General features: G+C 48.6%; 15 protein-coding genes. 1 reads left to right on the top strand and 14 read right to left on the bottom strand.

Features of this window, described 5'->3' with window-relative positions; all coding sequences use genetic code 11:
• Positions 1-166: 166 nt before the first annotated feature.
• From C6P39_RS14115 to rhaB, 5 genes are all read right to left on the bottom strand, one after another.
• Entirely contained in the window at positions 167-1,201 is a 1,035-nt protein-coding gene (locus tag C6P39_RS14115) for a Gfo/Idh/MocA family protein (RefSeq protein ID WP_104804184.1), read from the bottom strand.
• Between the two features lie 41 nt (positions 1,202-1,242).
• Positions 1,243-4,521, bottom strand: a complete 3,279-nt coding sequence (locus tag C6P39_RS14110) for a hybrid sensor histidine kinase/response regulator (protein WP_104804183.1) — start codon at positions 4,519-4,521, stop codon at positions 1,243-1,245.
• A gap of 165 nt (positions 4,522-4,686) precedes the next feature.
• The gene (rhaD, locus tag C6P39_RS14105) at positions 4,687-5,514 is read right to left on the bottom strand and encodes a rhamnulose-1-phosphate aldolase (protein ID WP_104804182.1); all 828 of its coding nucleotides are present in this window, start codon (positions 5,512-5,514) and stop codon (positions 4,687-4,689) included.
• A 68-nt stretch (positions 5,515-5,582) separates the two neighbouring features.
• Positions 5,583-6,836 carry an L-rhamnose isomerase gene (locus tag C6P39_RS14100; protein WP_104804181.1) on the bottom strand — a complete coding sequence of 418 codons (1,254 nt, stop codon included), beginning with the start codon at positions 6,834-6,836 and terminating at the stop codon, positions 5,583-5,585.
• 46 nt (positions 6,837-6,882) lie between these two features.
• A complete protein-coding gene (rhaB, locus tag C6P39_RS14095; RefSeq protein ID WP_104804180.1) occupies positions 6,883-8,283 on the bottom strand; it encodes a rhamnulokinase in 1,401 nt (466 codons plus the stop codon).
• 215 nt (positions 8,284-8,498) lie between these two features.
• Here rhaB and C6P39_RS14090 point away from each other — a divergent pair, with 215 nt between their 5' ends.
• The gene (locus tag C6P39_RS14090) at positions 8,499-9,473 is read left to right on the top strand and encodes an AraC family transcriptional regulator (protein ID WP_104804179.1); all 975 of its coding nucleotides are present in this window, start codon (positions 8,499-8,501) and stop codon (positions 9,471-9,473) included.
• A 74-nt stretch (positions 9,474-9,547) separates the two neighbouring features.
• Here the strand turns inward: C6P39_RS14090 and C6P39_RS14085 are convergent, their stop codons facing one another.
• The 9 genes from C6P39_RS14085 to C6P39_RS14045 form a co-directional block, all read right to left on the bottom strand.
• Positions 9,548-10,600, bottom strand: a complete 1,053-nt coding sequence (locus tag C6P39_RS14085; protein ID WP_104804178.1) for an HD-GYP domain-containing protein — start codon at positions 10,598-10,600, stop codon at positions 9,548-9,550.
• Between the two features lie 216 nt (positions 10,601-10,816).
• On the bottom strand, positions 10,817-11,686 hold the full coding sequence (locus tag C6P39_RS14080) for a DegV family protein (RefSeq protein ID WP_104804177.1): 870 nt from the start codon (positions 11,684-11,686) through the stop codon (positions 10,817-10,819).
• 60 nt (positions 11,687-11,746) lie between these two features.
• Entirely contained in the window at positions 11,747-12,928 is a 1,182-nt protein-coding gene (locus C6P39_RS14075; protein WP_095172172.1) for a S41 family peptidase, read from the bottom strand.
• Positions 12,929-13,195: 267 nt separating this feature from the next.
• Positions 13,196-14,107, bottom strand: coding sequence for a permease-like cell division protein FtsX (gene ftsX, locus C6P39_RS14070; RefSeq protein ID WP_095172173.1), 912 nt, complete (start codon positions 14,105-14,107; stop codon positions 13,196-13,198).
• Complete coding sequence (gene ftsE / locus C6P39_RS14065; protein WP_018595098.1) at positions 14,097-14,783, bottom strand: cell division ATP-binding protein FtsE; 687 nt, start codon at positions 14,781-14,783, stop codon at positions 14,097-14,099. Before ftsE ends, ftsX begins: the two co-directional genes overlap by 11 nt.
• Before the next feature lie 40 nt (positions 14,784-14,823).
• Positions 14,824-15,912 (bottom strand): PucR family transcriptional regulator, encoded by a 1,089-nt coding sequence (locus C6P39_RS14060; RefSeq protein WP_065544814.1) that lies wholly within the window; start codon positions 15,910-15,912, stop codon positions 14,824-14,826.
• A 225-nt stretch (positions 15,913-16,137) separates the two neighbouring features.
• Positions 16,138-17,010, bottom strand: coding sequence for a YitT family protein (locus C6P39_RS14055; protein ID WP_095172174.1), 873 nt, complete (start codon positions 17,008-17,010; stop codon positions 16,138-16,140).
• A 1-nt stretch (position 17,011) separates the two neighbouring features.
• Positions 17,012-17,713, bottom strand: coding sequence for a WecB/TagA/CpsF family glycosyltransferase (locus C6P39_RS14050; protein WP_095172175.1), 702 nt, complete (start codon positions 17,711-17,713; stop codon positions 17,012-17,014).
• Between the two features lie 142 nt (positions 17,714-17,855).
• A complete protein-coding gene (locus C6P39_RS14045; RefSeq protein ID WP_104804176.1) occupies positions 17,856-18,848 on the bottom strand; it encodes an alpha/beta hydrolase in 993 nt (330 codons plus the stop codon).
• Positions 18,849-18,887 lie beyond the last annotated feature (39 nt).

Below are 18,887 nucleotides of genomic sequence, written 5' to 3'. Positions count from 1 at the left end.
GCATGGTGTGCCTTTCACATAACGGTCCGGCAGGCCGGCGCATTGAGCGCTGACCGTAAAATACACCGGATCGTTATCTTTTTATTATGCCATACTATTTATGGTATAACATTTTTTTCAGATTATATACTATATTCAGAAATATGGAAAGGGACTTCGTCACATTTTAATCATAATTCACATCCACAGGCATTCCTTTTTCCGCTGATTCCATGATCGCCAGGATGGCTATAGCCGTTCTTCTGGCATCCTCCATGGAGACACGGAATTCCCTGCCATCCACCAGCCGGTCGATAAAATCCCGAATACTCTCATAAGACAATCCTTTACAGCGGTCAAATACACGGTTGGACACCAGAATGTCCGGGGTGCTGGTATTTACCTCTGTCACCTCCTGAATCAGGTTATGGCTGGACAGATCCATATTGATCATGCCTTTTGTGCAGAGAACACTGAATTTGTAATCATTCACATTGGTATTTCCATTTGGCGTGATCCATCCGTTTTCCATGTGTGCAACGCCCCCGTGTGCAAACTCAATGGTAGTGAGGTAAATATCGTCCGTATCCACGCCCATTTCCTCCAGGATCCCTTTCCGCTTGACCGCATAGACACGTTTTACCTCATCTCCGAAGATCCACCGCAGGGTGTCAAGGCTGTGACTCCCCAAAAACCAGAGAATGGAAGACCGGGAAGCCCAGGAGAGCATATCGGTTGCCACCCATTTTACATCGCTGTGCCGGATATATCCGGTATATGGGATGCCCAGTTTTCCGGACTCCACCTCCTGCTTCGCCGTGTTGAAGGGCGGGTTCCAGCGGTTGTGCAGGTCCACCATGCAGCGCACCTTATTTTCCCGGACAGCCTTGCAGATCCTCTCAATATCTTCCCTGGTGGTTGCCAGTGGCTTTTCTATCAGAATATCCTTGCCTGCATTTGCCATTGCCACCGCAATATCCGCATGGGCAAAATCCGGCGTCACGATGGCCACAGCGTCCACATCCGGGTCCGCGGCCAGACTGTGATAATCTGTGTAGACCTTCTCAATCCCATACTTGTCTGCGATCTCCCTGGCACGTTCCTCCCTGCTGTCGCAAATGGCCACCGGGCAGGCACAGACATGCTCCGCGTAAATGGATGCGTGTGTCTGTCCCCAGGTGCCAGCCCCTACAATACCCATTCTGATCTGCTTCATCTCCATAAATTTACCTCCTGTTTGATATGATCTTTATTCCTTCTGTTCTACTGCCATATTGCCTGCAGTTCCTCCAATAGAGCCTTTACTTCCAGCGGTTTCACCAGATATCCGGTCATTCCGGCTTCATAGGCCTGGGACTTGTCCTCGTCAAACGCATTTGCCGTCATCGCCAGGATCGGTGTCTCTCCCCCTGTCTTCTTTTCCAGACTCCGGATCCTTCTTGTGGCTTCCAGACCGTCCATGACAGGCATGCGGATATCCATCAGGACCGCGGAGTAATACCCTTTGGAAGCTTTTGCATACATATCCACAGCTTCGGCCCCGTTTTCTGCCGTATCTGTCCCAATCCCATGCATCTCCAGAAGGGACTGGGCGATCTCCCGGTTCAGGTCATTGTCCTCCACCAGGAGCACCCGGCGGTCCGCAAAGTCCTGCTTCTCCATCTCGGCTTCCCTGCCGGCCCCGCAGGCGGTTCCCAGCTTTGAAAACGTATCAAAGATAGTGGAGCGGAAAAGAGGTTTAGAGATAAAGAAATCAGCCCCTGCCTGTCTGGCCTCCTCCTCAATACTGCTCCAGTCATACGCTGATATGATGATGATCATGGTTTCCGTCCCGGTCAGCGCCCGGATGCGGCGGGTTGTCTCCACCCCGTCCATATCCGGCATCCGCCAGTCTATCATAGCCACATCTATGATCCTACCCTCCGAGACAGCAGTCCGCACCTGCTCCACCGCCGCACGGCCGGATGTCACCCATATGGAATGGGCGCCTATCTCCTCCAATATGGCTGATGTCTGTTCACATACAAGTTCATCGTCATCCACCACCAGGACTTCCACATCCTTCATAAGCTCCCTTGTCTTCCGTCTGCACTCCTCCTCCTCGTCGTCCTCCATCAGGCCCAGCGGGATGGAAACGGTAAATCTGCTTCCCATATCCTTTTTGCTCTCCACCCGGATCTTTCCGCCCATAAGCTGGACCAGATTATAGACAATGGAAAGTCCAAGACCGCTACCCACATTGTTCCTTGCACTCTCCGCGCTTTCCTGTTCAAAAGGCTGGAAAATGCGATCCTGAAATTCCTCGGACATGCCAATCCCGTTATCCTCAACTGTAAGTCGCACATAGGCATATCCATTGGTGCGTTTTTCCTCCTGGGTATTTACCACGATCTTTCCCCCGGCAGGTGTGAATTTCAGGGCATTTGACAGTAAATTCATGAGGATCTGCTTTATCCTCAGGGCATCGCCCACATAATAATGCTCCATAGGCTCCGTCTGACGGGCTTCAAATTCAATCATAGCCTCCAAAGCCTGGGGATAGATGATGGAAGATATCTCCTCATACAGCTCGGCAAAATTAAATTTTCTGCTGTTGATCTCCATTTTTCCTGTCTCTATTCTGGACATGTCCAAAATATCGTTGATCAGGGAAAGCAGATATCTGGATGAGGCGTCTATTTTCCTGAAGCAGTCCTGCACCCTGGGTGTGTCCTCTAATTTCATCTGTCCGATGGTGCTCATTCCGATAATGGCATTCATGGGAGTCCTGATATCGTGGCTCATCCTGGAGAGGAAATCAGACTTGGCACTATTGGCTGCTTTTGCCGCCGCCAGAGCATCCCGCAGAAGCTGTTCCTGCCTGGCCAGTTCCGCCCTCTGGCTGTCCAGCACTTTTACCAGCTCGATGGCCAGCATGTCTGCTCCCACAGGATTGTCCACATAGATAAGCTGTATGGAGATCCAGTGGTATTTCCCGTCATAGCCTTTTTCCTGCAGCTCCATGTAAAGTTCCCGCTCACCGTTTTTAAATCTTTTCTTCATCTGTTCTCTGGAAACAAATCTTTCAAAATCCTCCCTGTAAGAAGGGTAGACGTCAGGCAGCGCCCTGCTCTGCATTTCATCGTAATTCCCACGCCTCTCATACGGAGATTTCTGCTCTTCAATAAAGCAGTTGTACGTGTTTTTCGTAAGATTGATGCTCATGATCAGGGGATACGCCGTACAGGTAGCTGCGCGCAGACACTGGTTTTCAATCCTCTGCTCCTGTTCCTGCGCAGCCTGCAGAAGATGCATCTGTGTCACATCCGTAAAGATAGCCTGCACCACATCTGCGCCGTCCGCGTTGACCAGACGTTCCATGATCACACTGATCCACATGGGAGCGCCATCCTTTTTCCTGCTCTGCCTTGTGTATGTGATGGTGCCGCTCCCCACATGCAGGCCCCGGATTTTTGCCTCGATCTGATCCCGCTCATGTTCCAAGACCATTATGAGAGGGTTCTGTATTTCGTCCCGAAACGTTTTCTCTGAGGAAAACCCATAGAATTCCCAAACACTCCGGTTAAAATTCACAATGCGGTATGGGAATTTCGGCTCAAACTGAAGGATCCCGCAGGGTATGGAATCGTAGAGCTGGGTCAGAAAACGTGTCTGCCGGGCAGCTTCTCTTCCCGCCAGCTCTGCCTGCTGTTCCCGTTCCTTTTTCTCAGATATATCCGCAATGAAACAGTAGATCACTTCCTCCCCATCCTGGTCAATAACCTTTTTCCCCATATCCGATGCCCAGAACCAGGTGCCGTCCTTTCTGAGAACCCGGTATTCCACATAGTAGAGATCCCCCTCCCTCAGACTTTCTTCCGCCTGCACCTGCATCGCTGCATAATCCTCCGGAACTATAAAACCCCGGCAGCAGTTCCCGGTAAATTCAACGTACTCCTCCGCACCTATATAGCCAAGAAGATGACTCAGGGTATCACTGATCCATTTCGTAGAATACCGGTCATCTCTGCGGCAGATCATCATTCCGCCGGGAAGCTGGGACAGCATCAGTTCTATCTGCCTGTCTCTGTTGGCCAGGCTTTCTTCCAGTTTTTTGTATGCATCTTTTCCGGCCTGCACCGGAAAAAGTTCACCTTCCTGGATATCGGAAAAATCTACGGAATTATGGATATGAACCGTCTTCAGCGCATCCCCTGTCAGCCGGAAGATAAAAGTGATCCTCTGGTGTGTCTTAAAATACAGTCCGGTCTCCTCCCTGGGCTGGATCCAGCTGTCCCCCTCACACAAAAAACAGTCTCCCGAAAGCGCCCTGGTCACGTACTTCTCCCCATACATATGGCAGGGTGCCAAATCCTCCCTGCCCTCCAAAAAACAAGCCGCCACTGCCTCCTTCCCCTCTGCCTGCTGCTGAGGTCCTGCCCCCAGCCAGACGATATCCTCATCAAATGTAGATATGAGAAATTCCACGTCGGATTCACAAAAATATCTTCTCAGTATCAGGGAAGCAAACCCTTCCACTCTCTGCAGCATCTCTTTACACATATTATAATCTCCTTACAGAATCGGCACTTTGACTTGTCCCAATATCCCTATTGTTACTATTGTATCATTTAATTCTGCAGGATACCATAGAAAATCCGGCCCCGTTCGCCGATTTTACGGAAAACGAAGCCGGATCCCCGGTGCACAGACCTCTGCCCCCGCACCCTATTTCTCGTATAAAAACTTCTCCGGCAGACTCACATGAAAATCTACCGCCAAATCCCTGAAATTCTGCGCTGTGATGGTCTGCAGCTTATCCGGTCTCATGGACAGCATTTTCACAAGGATCTCGGCTGACTTTTCCACGGTATGCATCAGCCCAAACGTCAGATCGAAATCTTCCCCTGAACAGAACATGCCATGGTGCGCCCAAATTGCCACATCATACTTCTTCATCAGCTCACTGGTGGCAACCGCGATCTTACTTCCCCCCGGCACCATCCAGCCCACAACGCCCACACCATCCGGGAATACCACGGGACACTCTGTTGCCATTTCCCACAGCTCCCTTGTAAACACTTCATCCTTTAAGGGCAGGACAAAGGTGAGTGCAATGATATTGGTGGTATGCGCATGATATATCACCCGGTGCTTCCCGCCTGTTGCCTGCATTTTCACCTCATGGTTCATCAGATGGGAGGGCAGCTCGCTGGTAGGTCTTCCGCCGTTTACCAACCCCCAGCAGATGCGGTAGTTCTCCCCCTTGTGATCCAGTTCTATGATGGCAATAGAGTCTTCCGGGTCGCTCATGACATTGCGGAAGTATTTCCCGCTTCCTGTCACCAGAAAATACTCCCCGGCAAGGGCCGGTACCGCTGTGCCGATCTCCTTCCACGCGCCGTCTGCCGACAGATCTTCTCTGACAAGATCCACCTCTTCTTTCTTTATACGGTAGGTCAGATTTCCGCCGTTTCTCTCGTGCCATCCCTGTTGCCAGCCGTCATCTGCCATTCTCATAAAACCCTGTACAAATTTCGCTTCCAAAACTCTCATTTTTTCTGTTCCTTTCTATCATCCCTTACGGATATCCATGTCTTCTGCAGCGTACCACGCGCTCTTTGCTATGCGCGTTTACTCAGCACCTCTTTTTCGTACTGCTGTACCTCTTTAAACCAGTCCTCTTTTTGGGGGACTTTGCACTGTTCACAGAAATAATTCCACACATCTCCAAACGGATACAGCTTCAGCTCCTCCTGAAGCATCATAAGTTCTGTAAATTCACTGTTATTCTGCAGTTCTTTCAGTTTATCATTTGGCTGGAGAAGTGCAAACAGAAAAGCTTTCTGCATATTGCGCATTCCCACCACCCAGGCACTGATCCGGTTAATGCTGGCATCAAAGAAATCCAGTCCTAAGAATACCCGGTCAATGGCATCATTTCTCACAATTTCCTTTGCGATCTCTTTTGTTTCATCATCAAACAACACTACATGGTCGGAATCCCAGCGCACCGGTCTTGTCACGTGCAGAGCCAGTTTCTCATTAAACAGAAGCATAGCCGGGATCTTATCGGAAACCACCTCTGTGGGATGATAATGTCCATTGTCCATCAGACTCAAAATACCGTTATTGGCAGCATAATTAATACAAAATTCGCTGGACCCCACCGTGTAGGACTCCATGCCAATGCCAAACACCTTGGATTCCAGGCAGACATATACTTTTGACTTGTCATAGTCAATGGATAATATCTGATCCAGGGAGTCCTTGAACCTGGCTCTTGGTGCAAGACGGTCAGCCGGCACATCTTTATAGCCGTCGGGAATCCAGATATTCATCACACAGGGCTGTCCCAGCTCCTCTGCAAAATACTGGGAGATGCGGATGCAGGCCTGTCCATGGCGAATCCAGAACTGGCGGATCTCCTCATCCGGGCTTGAAAGTGTAAAGGTCTCTGCCTTTTCATGGGAGAAGAATGTGGGATTGAAATCAATTCCCATCCCCCTCTCTTTCGCAAACTCTGCCCATTTCCTGAAATGCACAGGCTCCAGGGCATCTCTGTCTGCAAACTGTCCCTCCTCAAAAATGGCGTAGTTTGCATGGAGATTCAGTTTATGCTTACCCGGGATCAGGCTTAGGGCTTTGTCAATATCATCCATAAGCTCCTCCGGTGTCCCGGCTTTTCCCGGATAGTTGCCTGTTGTCTGGATCCCTCCGGATAATGGTCCCTCGTGGTCAAATCCCTGTACATCATCCCCCTGCCAGCAGTGCATGGAAATGTGGATGTCCTTCAGTGTTTCCACTGCTTTGTCTGTGTCAACCCCTATACTTTTGTAGATTTCCTTTGCGGATTCATATCTCTGCGCTGTAGTCATATTCTTTTCCTCCTGACTTTACATTTAATCCTTTTGCATCTCTTATTTACGGTTCGTATATTTTAATCTCAAATGAGTCATAGACGCACTGCCTGGCTGCCTCTAAGTCTGCCAGCACACCCTTTGCCATGAGCTGCACCATCAGGTTGCCGATGGCCGTGGCCTCTGTGGGACCCGCCAGGACTGTTTTTCCGGTACTGGCGGCTGTGAGCTGATTGAGATACGCTGCGTTTGCGCCGCCTCCCACCACGTGGAGATTTTTATACCGTACCCCTGTCATCGTCTCAATCTCCTGCACCGTTTTGCCGTAGCAGTCCGCAAGACTTCTATATATAACGCCTGCAAGCTGTGCCGGGGCTGCGGGCACCTGCTGCCCTGTCTCTTTACAGTATCCCTGCACTGCCTCTGTCATAGATTCCGGGGCCAGAAAACGGCTGTCATTACAGTCCACCAGGGAGGGGATACTCTCCTGGGATGCCATTTCACATAGCTCCGCAAAAGAATACGCATCCTGCAGTTCTTTCTTCAGCGACTGGATCATCCACAGCCCCATAATATTTTTTAGATAACGGAACCGGTGATCATAGCCGCCCTCATTGGTAAAATTCAGCCTGCGGCTCTCCTCCGTACAGTCTGCCTCTTTTCGTTCCACTCCCATCAAAGACCAGGTCCCTGAGCTTATGTACAGGGCGTTTTCCTCGTTGGAAGGCACAGCCAGGACCGCGGAGCCTGTGTCATGGGTGGCAGGCAGAATGACCTGGCAGTCAAAGCCCACTTCCCTCCGCATCTCTTCCGTGAACGTCCCCAGCACGGTACCCGGTTTTTTAATAGGCTGAAAAATATGTTTCGGATACCCCAGCATTTCGATCAGTTCAAAATCCCAGTCCTTTGTTTTTGGACTTACAAGCTGAGTTGTGGTGGCATTGGTATACTCTGACGCCCTTTTACCGGTGAGCAAAAACTGAAAATAGTCCGGTACCATCAGCATGGCCTCTGCCTTTTCCAAATGATAGGGATGTTTTTCTTTTACAGCCATAAGCTGGTAAATGGTGTTAAATATCTGTTTCTGGATCCCGGTCCTTCCATACAGCTCTTTTTCGGAAATAACCCGGCGGACAAGCCTGTCCATCCCCTCTGTTCTTTTATCCCTGTATCCCACCGTGTTTCCAAGGACCTGATCGTTCCCGTCCAGAAGCACAAAATCCACAGCCCAGGTGTCAATCCCCATGCTCACAGGTATCTTCCCGGCCTTTCCACACTTTTTAAGACCAATCTTGATTTCCTCAAACAACTGTTCCAGGTCCCAGCAGGCTTCCCCGTCTTTTACGGTCAGTCCGTTATAGAAACGGTGCATCTCCTCCATCACCATGCGGCCCTGCTCCATATGTCCCAGAATGTGACGGCCGCTGGACGCGCCGATGTCCACCGCCAGATAATATTCTGTCATGATTTCCGACCTCCTTATATTCTCATCTTATCGGAAAAGAGGACAAAGAAAAAGTACACCGTTTGCATAATTTTATAACCTTATTTGCAGTCTGCCGATTGCATTATTTTCTCTGCCGTATTACTATAAATATAGCTGTTCAGTACCTTCACAGTTACCGAAAAACATAGAACTGCTCTCTATGGGCAGACAGCAGAAAAAAAACGGAGGAAACCATGAACCAGGATTTGTTAAGAGAATTGAAAAAAATTACGGCGGAGGAACAGGCCCTGCTGAACGGGCAGAAGCAGATCAATCCCTCCATTTATAATCTGGAACACTCCATGACTATTGACAACAAAAAACTTCTGGAGCACGGAAAACTCCTGCAGATCCGTCCTCACACCCGGTTCGTACATTTCCCAAAACACAACCACAATTACGTGGAAATGATCTATATGTGCTCAGGCAGCACCCGTCATATCATTAACGGCGCAGAAGTTCTGCTGGGCACCGGGGAGCTTCTCTTTTTAAGCCAGACTGCCACCCAGGAAATCTATCCAGCAGGGTACGATGATATCGCCGTCAATTTTATCATACTGCCTGAGTTTTTCGGGCAGCCCTTAGATATGATAGGCACAGAGGACAATATGCTGCGCACCTTCATCATTGAATGTCTGAAGACCGGCAGCCAGAATGTAAATTACCTTCATTTTAAAGTGGCAGACATTCTGCCCATCCAGAATCTGGTGGAAAATCTCATCTGGACTCTGCACAACAAACAGCCAAACAAACGCAGCTCCAATCAGGTCACCATGGGACTCCTCTTTCTGCAGCTCATGAATTACATCGACAAGGCTGAGATCGGCCAGGAAAACTATGAACAGGAACTGCTGCTCACGGTCTTCCGGTACATAGAGGAACATTACAGTGACGGGGAACTGTCAGAGCTTGCAGGGGAACTGGGTTATGACCTTTATTGGCTGAGCCGTGTCATCAAGCGGCACACAGGGAAAAATTACAAGGACCTGCTGCAGGATAAAAGGCTGAATCAGGCTGCCTACCTGCTTCAAAATACTTCCCTGTCCGTAACAGATATCGGACTGAACGTGGGATATCACAATTTCAGTTATTTCTATAAGATATTCAAAGCCCGCTTTGGAATGTCCCCCCGCTGCTACCGCCTGACCAGAGAACCGGAATCCCGCTGACCTTACGGCAGCACTATCAAAAAAGGTGCATCCCCCGGCGTCCATTCATCCAACGCCGGTGCGGATGCACCTTTTTATCCTTCTCTCTTATAAAGAGCTTTCATCTTATCCTTTGCTTTGCTGAGTCCTTCCATCAGAAGGGGGCTGAAACAGCCGCATTCCCCATTCCGTATCATCTCATAGGCCGTGTCATGAGGATATGCCTTTTTGTATACACGGTCACTGACCAGGGCATCATAGACATCCGCCACAGACACGACCTGCGCCTGTATGGAGATCTCATCACCCTTCAGTCCGTCCGGATACCCGCGTCCGTCCCATCGCTCATGGTGATGGCGGCAGATATCATACGCATATTTGTATACAGGGTTCTCACGGAACCGCGGTACACTGTCCAGAAGCTCACATCCCCGTACGGTGTGTGTCTTCATAATCTCAAATTCTTCAGCAGTAAGCCTGCCCGGCTTGTTGAGAATACCGTCAGGAATGGCAATCTTGCCAACGTCATGCATGACTGCCGCGTCTGCTATCATAGGCAGATCATTCTCCTCGATCCTGCAGGAGGGGTCCAGATCTTTGATGACATGCAAAAGGATCATGGTCAGATCCCGGATTCTGGTAACATGCTCCCCGGATTCGCAGTCTCTGAACTCAATGGCAGTGGAGAGGGTCTCAATGATGGAACTGTTCAGTTCCCTGATCTCCTGTGCCTGTTCCCTGAGCAGAGCTTCCTGTTCATTCACAATGTTGTTAAGCCGTATCACATTGCCGATACGCCGACGGATAAAGAAAGGAATGATAGGCTTTCCGATAATATCCACAACACCCAGTTCATATCCTCTCTTCAGAACCTCCTGAGAGTTCTCTGCTGTGATCAAAAAGACAGGGATCTTATGCGTAAGGTCCAGTTTCTGCATTTCTTCCAACACTTCAAACCCGTCCATAACCGGCATAACTACGTCAAGCAGTATGGCTGCAAGCCTGTCCTGCTGCTCCATGATAAACTCCATGGCCTGCTTTCCGTTCTCAGCTTCTAAAATTCTGTAATCTTCCGAAAAAGTAGCGTCCAGAATCGCACGATTCATTTCCACATCATCTACAATCAGAATTGTCTGTCTGCTGTTCATAAACGCCCCAATGCCTCCTCCCGAAAAATCCCAGAAGAACTCCCATGTCTATTCTCCATCGTGCATATATCCTTTCATACACTTTTTCCTTGGTAAATCCTTCACTTCTATCAGTTTAACTTCTCTTGCTAAAAACTGTCAAGCACTATCTCCAATATTACAAATTTTGTAACCGCACAAGTTACTGTACACAGGCCACTGTCCTTAACCGTAGGACTATCTGTACTCCCCAAGGAAAAACAGAGCTACCGTGCCCGGGCCGGCATGTGCGCCTATGGTGGCGCCTATGGGGTTCATCATCACATTGGTAATGCCAAATTTTTCCTCCACAAGCTTTGCCACGTACGCTGCGTCTTCCTCACAGTCACCATGGCTGATCAGGACGATCTCATTTTTACCCCTGTAATCTCCAATCCGGTCCTCCATCATGGAAACCAGGGTTGCCAGTGATTTTTTACGTCCTCTGACCTTTCCCACAGGTATCAGTTTCCCTTCGTTATCCACATGGAGCATTGGTTTGATATTGGCCAGAGTCCCCAGTACCGCTGTGGCTTTTGAGACACGTCCGCCCCGGTAGAGATGGTTTAAATCATCTACGGTGAAGACATGGCAGGTGTGAAGGATGTTCTCCTTTACCCACTGTGCCACTTCCTCCATGGACCTGCCTTCCGCTTTCATCTTTACGGCATACCATACAAGCAGGCCTTCCCCCATGGATGCAGCCAGGGTGTCAATCACCTCTATCTTTCTGTCAGGGTAAGATTCCCTTAACTCTTCTGCGGCAACGCGGCAGCTGTTATAGGTTCCGCTTAAGCCGGATGAAAATGCCAGATACAGGACATCTTTGCCCTCTTTGAGTACAGACTCAAAGATCTCCTCCGCTGCTGTGGGATTTACCTGTGATGTGGTGGGCATGGAGCCCGCTCTCATACGCCTGTAAAACTCTTTATCTTCTATAACATGCTCTTTGTCGTAGATTTCTCCGTCCATGTTACAGGACAGACAGAGATAATCCACCTGATGTTCCTTAAACCATGACAAGGGCATATCCACTGTATTATCCGTCATAATTACATATTCACTCATACGCTGTCTCCCTCACTTTCCCATTTTTAACAGTTTACCACGGATTGACCGTCTCTTCAACTACATTCCCTTTACCACTTCTATGGCCTTCTGAAGCTGATTGTCCTGGGATTTCTCTATTGTCACCTGCTGGCGGAGGCTGTCATCCAGCTCCACTTCCACATCCGGCTCGATTCCCGTACCGTGGATGTTGCGGCCATTCGGTGTATAATACTTGGCAATGGTGAGCTTTACTGCGCTTCCGTCTGTGAGGGGAATGGGCATCTGTACGATCCCTTTTCCGTAAGTGGTGGTGCCTACCAGTTTTCCGATTCCATAATCCTGTACTGCACCGGAAAAAATTTCCGCCGCACTGGCACTGTTGTCATTGACAAGCACTGTCAGCGGAATCTGCAGTTCATTTTCCCCGTCACAGGTGTATTCCTTTCTGTTCCCATTCTTATCTTCGGTATAAACGATCAGTCCTTTTGGCAGGATCTGCTCCAGGATATCACACACGGAGATGAGCAGACCGCCCGGATTATCACGCAGGTCCACGATCAGGCGCTCCATCCCCTGGCTCTGCAGATCCTGGAATGCGGATTCATACTGGGCAGCCGTCACCTCCGCAAATTCATAGATCTGGATATATCCGATATGGTCCTCCAGCATCTCATGCTCCACCATGGGCACTTCCACGTGTTCCAAAGGAATATCCAGGCTCACATAGTCACTCTCTCCTTCTCTGGCGATCTCCAGACGGACGGTCTCACCCTCTGAACCTTTGATCAATTTAACGATTTCTGACAATTCCTTATCTGTGGTCGTCTCCCCATTTACGGTGTAGATCACATCCCCCGGCAGAAGCCCTGCCTTGGCTCCTGGTGCTCCTTCGTAACATCTGGTGATGGTGACGATACCTGTTCTCGCCTCCTGCTGCAGCACCACGCCCACACCCAGATATTCACCTTCTGTGCTCTCGTTGAGCTTGGCGTACTCCTCAGAGGTGTAATATCCGGAATAAGGGTCACCCAGTCCTGCCACCAGTCCTTTATACAGATAGGATTCCAGTTCTTCCTCGTCAATGTCCTCCAGATAATACTCATCTATGATGTCCTCGATCACTTTTGCCTTCTTCACTGTAGAACCATTCAAGACACCCTGCTGGTCCTGAAACCACAGAAACCCCAGCACTCCGCCGCCTATGAGGGCTGTACAGAGAACACCCAGCAGAAAACCTTTGATATATTTCTTTCTGTCCACGCTTTCAGTTCCTTTCCGTAACTATTCAGTAGGTCTGCGCATTCACTGCGCTGGCCGTAAGAAAGTGTACCACGGCCAAGCAAAAATCCCATCGCCAAAGGCGATCTTGCATGGATTTTTGCCTGCAACTGTGAGGGTACTGAACAGTTACTCCTTTCCTTATAAAATTGTCTTTGTCAAAACAAAAAGAAGACACTGCCAAACAGATCCTCCCGCTAACGCGGGAGGAAACATACATTCAGCAGCATCTCTTCTGTACTTTATAACTTATACCCTTAAATGTTTCCTTACGGAAATCATACTACCAATGAAACCAATGCCGATACCAAGTCCCACACCTACCGGCAGCAGGATCTGGAACACATGGGATACATCCAAAAACTGAAGGAATCCTGACAGTAAATGGAATTTTGTCATTACAAACTCTATGACTCTGTTATAGAGCACATAGAGAATTCCCATAGGGATCGCTGCCCCTACAACACCCAGCAAAATACCCTCGATCACGAAAGGTGCTCTTACAAAGAAGTCGGTCGCTCCGATCAGTTTCATGATCCCGATTTCTTCCTGGCGTACAGAAATACCCATGGTGATGGTATTACTGATCAGGAAGAAGGCAACTGCCAGCAGGATAAATACAATTCCCAGAGACACATAACCGATCAGCTTATTAAATGTGGAGAGGGTCTTCTCGGCTGACTGTGACTGGCTGACACTGCGCACACCGTCAAGGGATTCAATATACTCTACAAGCTGGCTCTGCTCCTCAACATTTTTCAGATATACCTGATAGTTTGCTGAGTTGGCAAGAGGATTATCCTGGTTTCTGAATCCTTCTGCCAGTGCCTCGTCGCCGCCCAGATAGTCATCGCGGAACTCTTCCCATGCCTGGTCAGCAGAGATGTATTTTACTTCCGCAACCTCATCACGGGCCTGGATCTTCTTTCCGATATCATCAATCTGTTCCTGTTTTGTTCCCTCATCAAAATATACAACAACTGCTACGCCTTCCTCCGCTGTGTGGACGATATATCTGAAGTTCATTACCAGTGCAAGAAACAGTCCAAACAGGAATATACATGCGGACATGGTGGCGATAGAAGCAAGGGAGAATCTTAAATTTCTCCAGATGTTCTTCACACCCTGTTTTAATATGTATGCTATTGTACTAATTCTCATACTGATATCCACCTTCTTGTTCGTCGCTTACAATGACGCCTTTCTTCATGGTAATCACCCGCTTCTTGAATGCGTTTACGATTTCCCTGTTGTGTGTAACGACAAGAACGGTTGTACCGCGCTCGTTGATCTCTTCCAGCAGCTTCATGATCTCAAAAGAGTTCTTAGGGTCCAGATTACCGGTTGGCTCATCCGCAAGCAGGATGCTTGGACGGTTCACCAGTGCCCTTGCCAGGGCAACCCTCTGCTGTTCACCGCCGGACAGCTGGTCCGGACGGGATTTGTATTTTTCAGCCAGGCCCACTAAGGTGAGCACCTCAGGCACGCGCTTTTTAATGACACGTGTGGGGCGCTCAATGACCCGCTGTGCAAATGCTACATTTTCATAGACATTCCTGTCACGAAGCAGACGGAAATCCTGGAACACAACACCGACTCCCCTGCGGTATTTTGCCACTTTTCTCCGTCTTAACTTATCCAGGCGCTGTCCGTTTACCGTGATGGACCCGCTTGTGGGATCCAGTTCCTTCAAAAGCAGCTTTATCAGAGTGGATTTACCCGAACCGCTGTTGCCCACGATAAAAACAAATTCACCCTTCTCTACGTGAAGCGACACATTGTTAAGAGCCGGCTGGCCCTTACTGTATGCTTTACTCACGCCCTTTAAATCAATCATAAATATCCTCCTGTGTTCCTGACACCCGCTTCCCCGGATATCAGTAATCAAGTGTCTCCATATACTTCATATATTTTACCACCATCAGGGCTATCTTAAATGTTATGGCATCTTCAAACACACGCAGGTCAAGGCCGGTACTCTTCTGGAGCTTATCCAGACGGTATACCAGAGTATTCCTGTGTATGTACAGCTGTCTTGATGTCTCTGAGACATTCAGGCTGTTTTCAAAGAATTTGTTGATGGTGGTCAGTGTTTCCTCATCAAAGTCATCCGGTGATTTTCCATCGAAAATTTCACGGATAAACATTTTACAAAGAGGAATCGGCAGCTGGTAGATCAAACGGCCGATGCCTAGGGAACTATAAGCGATCACTTCTCTGTCTCCAAAGAAAATCTTACCAACGTCCAGAGCCATGCGGGCTTCCTTGTAGGAGCGTGATACTTCCTTTAACTCCTTCACAATGGTACCGTAGGCAATGTGGGTCCTGCCGTCCTTCTCGATACCGAGAGTGGTCAGGATCATATTAGCGATCTTGTCCACCTGCGGATAATTATCCGTAGCAGTCAGCTCTTTCACAATGATAATACTCTTCTCATCTACAGCAGTGACAAAATCCCCGGTTTTGCCGCCCAATAGATTTTTAATATTTTCCAGGGAGCCGTAATCCTTATCCTGGTTTGTTTCCAGAATAAATACAACTCTGCGCACATCCACTTCGATATGCAGCTTTTTCGCGCGGTTATGGATATCCACCAAAAGCAGATTGTCCAAAAGCAGGTTCTTGATAAAGTTATCCTTATTGAACCGCTCTTTGTATGCGGTCAGCAGTCCCTGGATTTGGAAAACCACAAGCTTTCCAAGTGTATAGACATCGTCTCCGGCGCTATTGATAACCAGCACATACTCAAGCTGATGGTCATCGTAGATTTTAAAGAACTGATATCCTTTAATCACTTGACTGTCTGCCTGGGAATTTGCAAAAGCTAGGACTTCCTCCTGTGCACAAACATTCTCAGAAAAAGTAGATGCCATCACTTTCCCTTCCATGTCCGTGATGTAGAAGTCTGTTCTGGATATGCTTTTCAGCCCGTCCAGAGTGTTTTGTAGTACCTGGTTTGATATCATTCTCTTTCCTTCTTTCATTATATAGTGTTCTTCTCTGTTTCCATCCCATAAAAACAAAAAACCCTACACTATATACTAATACAGAATCGAAAAAAAATAAAGAGAAAATGTTAAATATTACATCTTTTTTTCAAAATGTAACATTTTGTTCACATTTTCCCTTTTCTTTTCACAACTCTGTTTACGCCCAAATCCCCCTGTGGAAGCGGCTTCTGGAAGGATTCCTTACATCTCCTCCCCGCTGTGGAATCCTTCCCCGATCACCTCACGGGCATCGGTCACGATAACAAAGGCTTTGGGGTCTGTCTTGGTCACCAGCTCTTTTAAGCGCACGATCTGCTTCTTACCGACCACGCAGAAGAGCATGGTTTTCTCCTCACCGGAATACATGCCTCTGGCAGATATGCCGGTCAGGCCCCTCTCCAGTTCCTCCATCAGGCTATTTGCCATCTCTGTGTGCAGGTCAGTGATGATAAATGCGATCTTGGCAAATTTCATACCTTCCAGGAAGCCGTCAGTCACTTTCGTGGTGACAAAAATAGCGATCACCGCGTAGAGTGCCCTCTGCAGCCCAAAGATAAACACGCCCAGTATGACGATAGCCCCATCCACCACCTGGAGGATCTGTGCAATGGAATAATGGCGCATCTTGTGCTGTATCAGCGCGGATACCATATCGGTTCCGCCTGTGGTACCCTGTCCCAGGAAAATAAAACCGATCCCCACACCCATGATCACACCCCCGAACAAGGCTGCCAGCAGCATATCATCGGGTATGATGGGAAGTTCCGGTATCAGAAAAAGCCAGAGGGACAGAGCCAGGGCGCCGAAAATAGACTTTTTTGTAAATCCCCATCCCTTGATGCTCACCCCAAGGAAAAACAGGGGGACATTCAGTACCGCATTGGTGAGCCACAGGGGGATCCCGCCGGGCATCAGATTCTCAGTCAAAGATTTTATAATGATGGCTAAACCGGAAAAGCCCCCGGTCACCATCTGCATATGGTCGTAAATAGAAGTGATTGAGACGGCCATCACAGCCGTCCCAATCAGTATATACACATATGCCCGCCAATTTCCTTTTTTCTCAGCAAGCATGTTACTCTTCTCCTTTTCCCGAGTCCTCATTCTCCTCATTATACTGTGAGACCAGCTTTTTAAATGTACTCTTTTCCAAAAGTTTTCCCAGCCAGCCCTTTTTTAATCCGACTTCTTTCTGGATTTCCTGACGCTCCCCGAGACAGAACAGGATCTTTGTGTTCATCATCTTCCTGTTATCCGCCACAAAACGTTCGATCCCCATGTTTCTGGAACAAGTCAGGACCGCCTGGGGACTGAAAGAGTTGATCTCATTGATAATCCTGTCTACCTGGTCCGCATGAGCCTCCTCCAGACTGTCTTTTCCCAGTATCACAATATCAGGATACTTATCCTTCACATAATGATAGAATGTCTCCGTATCCTCCTCGGTCTCTCCGAGTAAAAAGACCTGGTTCTTATAATGGGACAAAAACCAGAACAGTGTGGAAAAGAAGCCATGCTTGGCAGCCTCCTCCTCAAGCCTTTGGTCCTCAACCCCTGCCGCTTTTAAAACCTCCGGTTCATCCACTACCGCCTTGTCCAGGATCCCAATATATTCTTTCAGCTTCTCATCCTCCTGGGCAGCCATGAGCAGCTTCATATTGATAACACCATAAGTGGAAAGCGTCTCGTTAAACCAGTTCTCATTGACGTATTCCATCACGTCCTCCACATAACATTTCTCCACGGAAATGCCCAGTACCTCTATTCTTTCATGCATAATATTTCTCCAGTAATCTTATTACAGCACCTTGTACAGCACCTCACACGCGCTTTATCTACCTACTATAGCAGACAGGCAGAGATTTTTCAAGCCGCACATCCAGGGATTCTTCCCTTCCCTTTTCCTACACTTTGTATTTTCAGCCAAAACCGGTCATTCCATGCGTTTCCAGAAAAGAAAATACGGTTTCGTAGTATTCTTTTGGTGCCTTGTCGGGTGCCTGTGCATGGCCCGCGCCCTCCACGATCAGGATTTCTTTTTCACAGTCCGCCGCATCGTACAGTTCATAAGCCATCTCCACAGGTACAAATGCATCCTCCTCCCCATGAATGATCAAAAGGGGAATGGTACTTTTTTTCACGGCTTCCAGGGCAGAGGCCTCTTTCAGACTATAGCCCCCGCGCATCTGCAGCATGAGGCTGGCACCGTCCACCAGGGGAAATCCGGGGATATGGAACCAGTCCTTTAACTGCTTTTTAAAAATACTGTAAGCATCCGTATACGCACTGTCGGATACTGCCGCGATCACATGTTCCGAAAGCTCCTCCCCGGCCATCATCAGCGCGCAGGCACCTCCCATAGACTGTCCGTGTATGACTATCTGTGCACGCTCATCCATATCCAGGATCATCTCAAGCCACAGCTGATTATCCAGTCTGTCGGTCCATCCCATACCGATGAAATCGCCTTGGCTCTCACCGCTGCACCGCATATCCGGCACCAGGACCTGATATCCTCTTTTGGCATACTCATAGGCAATGGGGTACATCTCCTCTTTCCATCCGGTATAACCGTGGAGCAGCAGGACCCAGTTATGGCTCTCACCTTCCTGGTAAAACGCCCTGCTGATCAGACGGTATCCGTCTTGCGTTGTCACAGACAGCTCCTGGCTTTCAGATGTCTGCGCCCACTGGTTTGCTTTCTCCAGACTGGACATCCTGTTCTGTTCAATGTCATCTGTCTGGACAAGGGCTTCGTAACTGTCCTTGGTTATATCTTCAAAAGCCTGGGTCTGTTCCATCTTCTCCGGAACCAATGCCAGATCCACCACGATATTCGCTGCAAACACCAACAGCACAAGCAGTATGACCAACACAACAGCCAGTCTTTTTATCCATTTTTTCTTCCGCATATTTTTACTGTCACCTTGTAGTATTTTGTCATATTTTAT

The sequence above is a fragment of the Blautia marasmi genome, from assembly GCF_900258535.1.
In the GTDB taxonomy this organism is placed as follows: Bacteria; Bacillota; Clostridia; order Lachnospirales; family Lachnospiraceae; genus Blautia; species Blautia hominis.
This window is presented reverse-complemented; position numbering and strand designations above follow the sequence as displayed.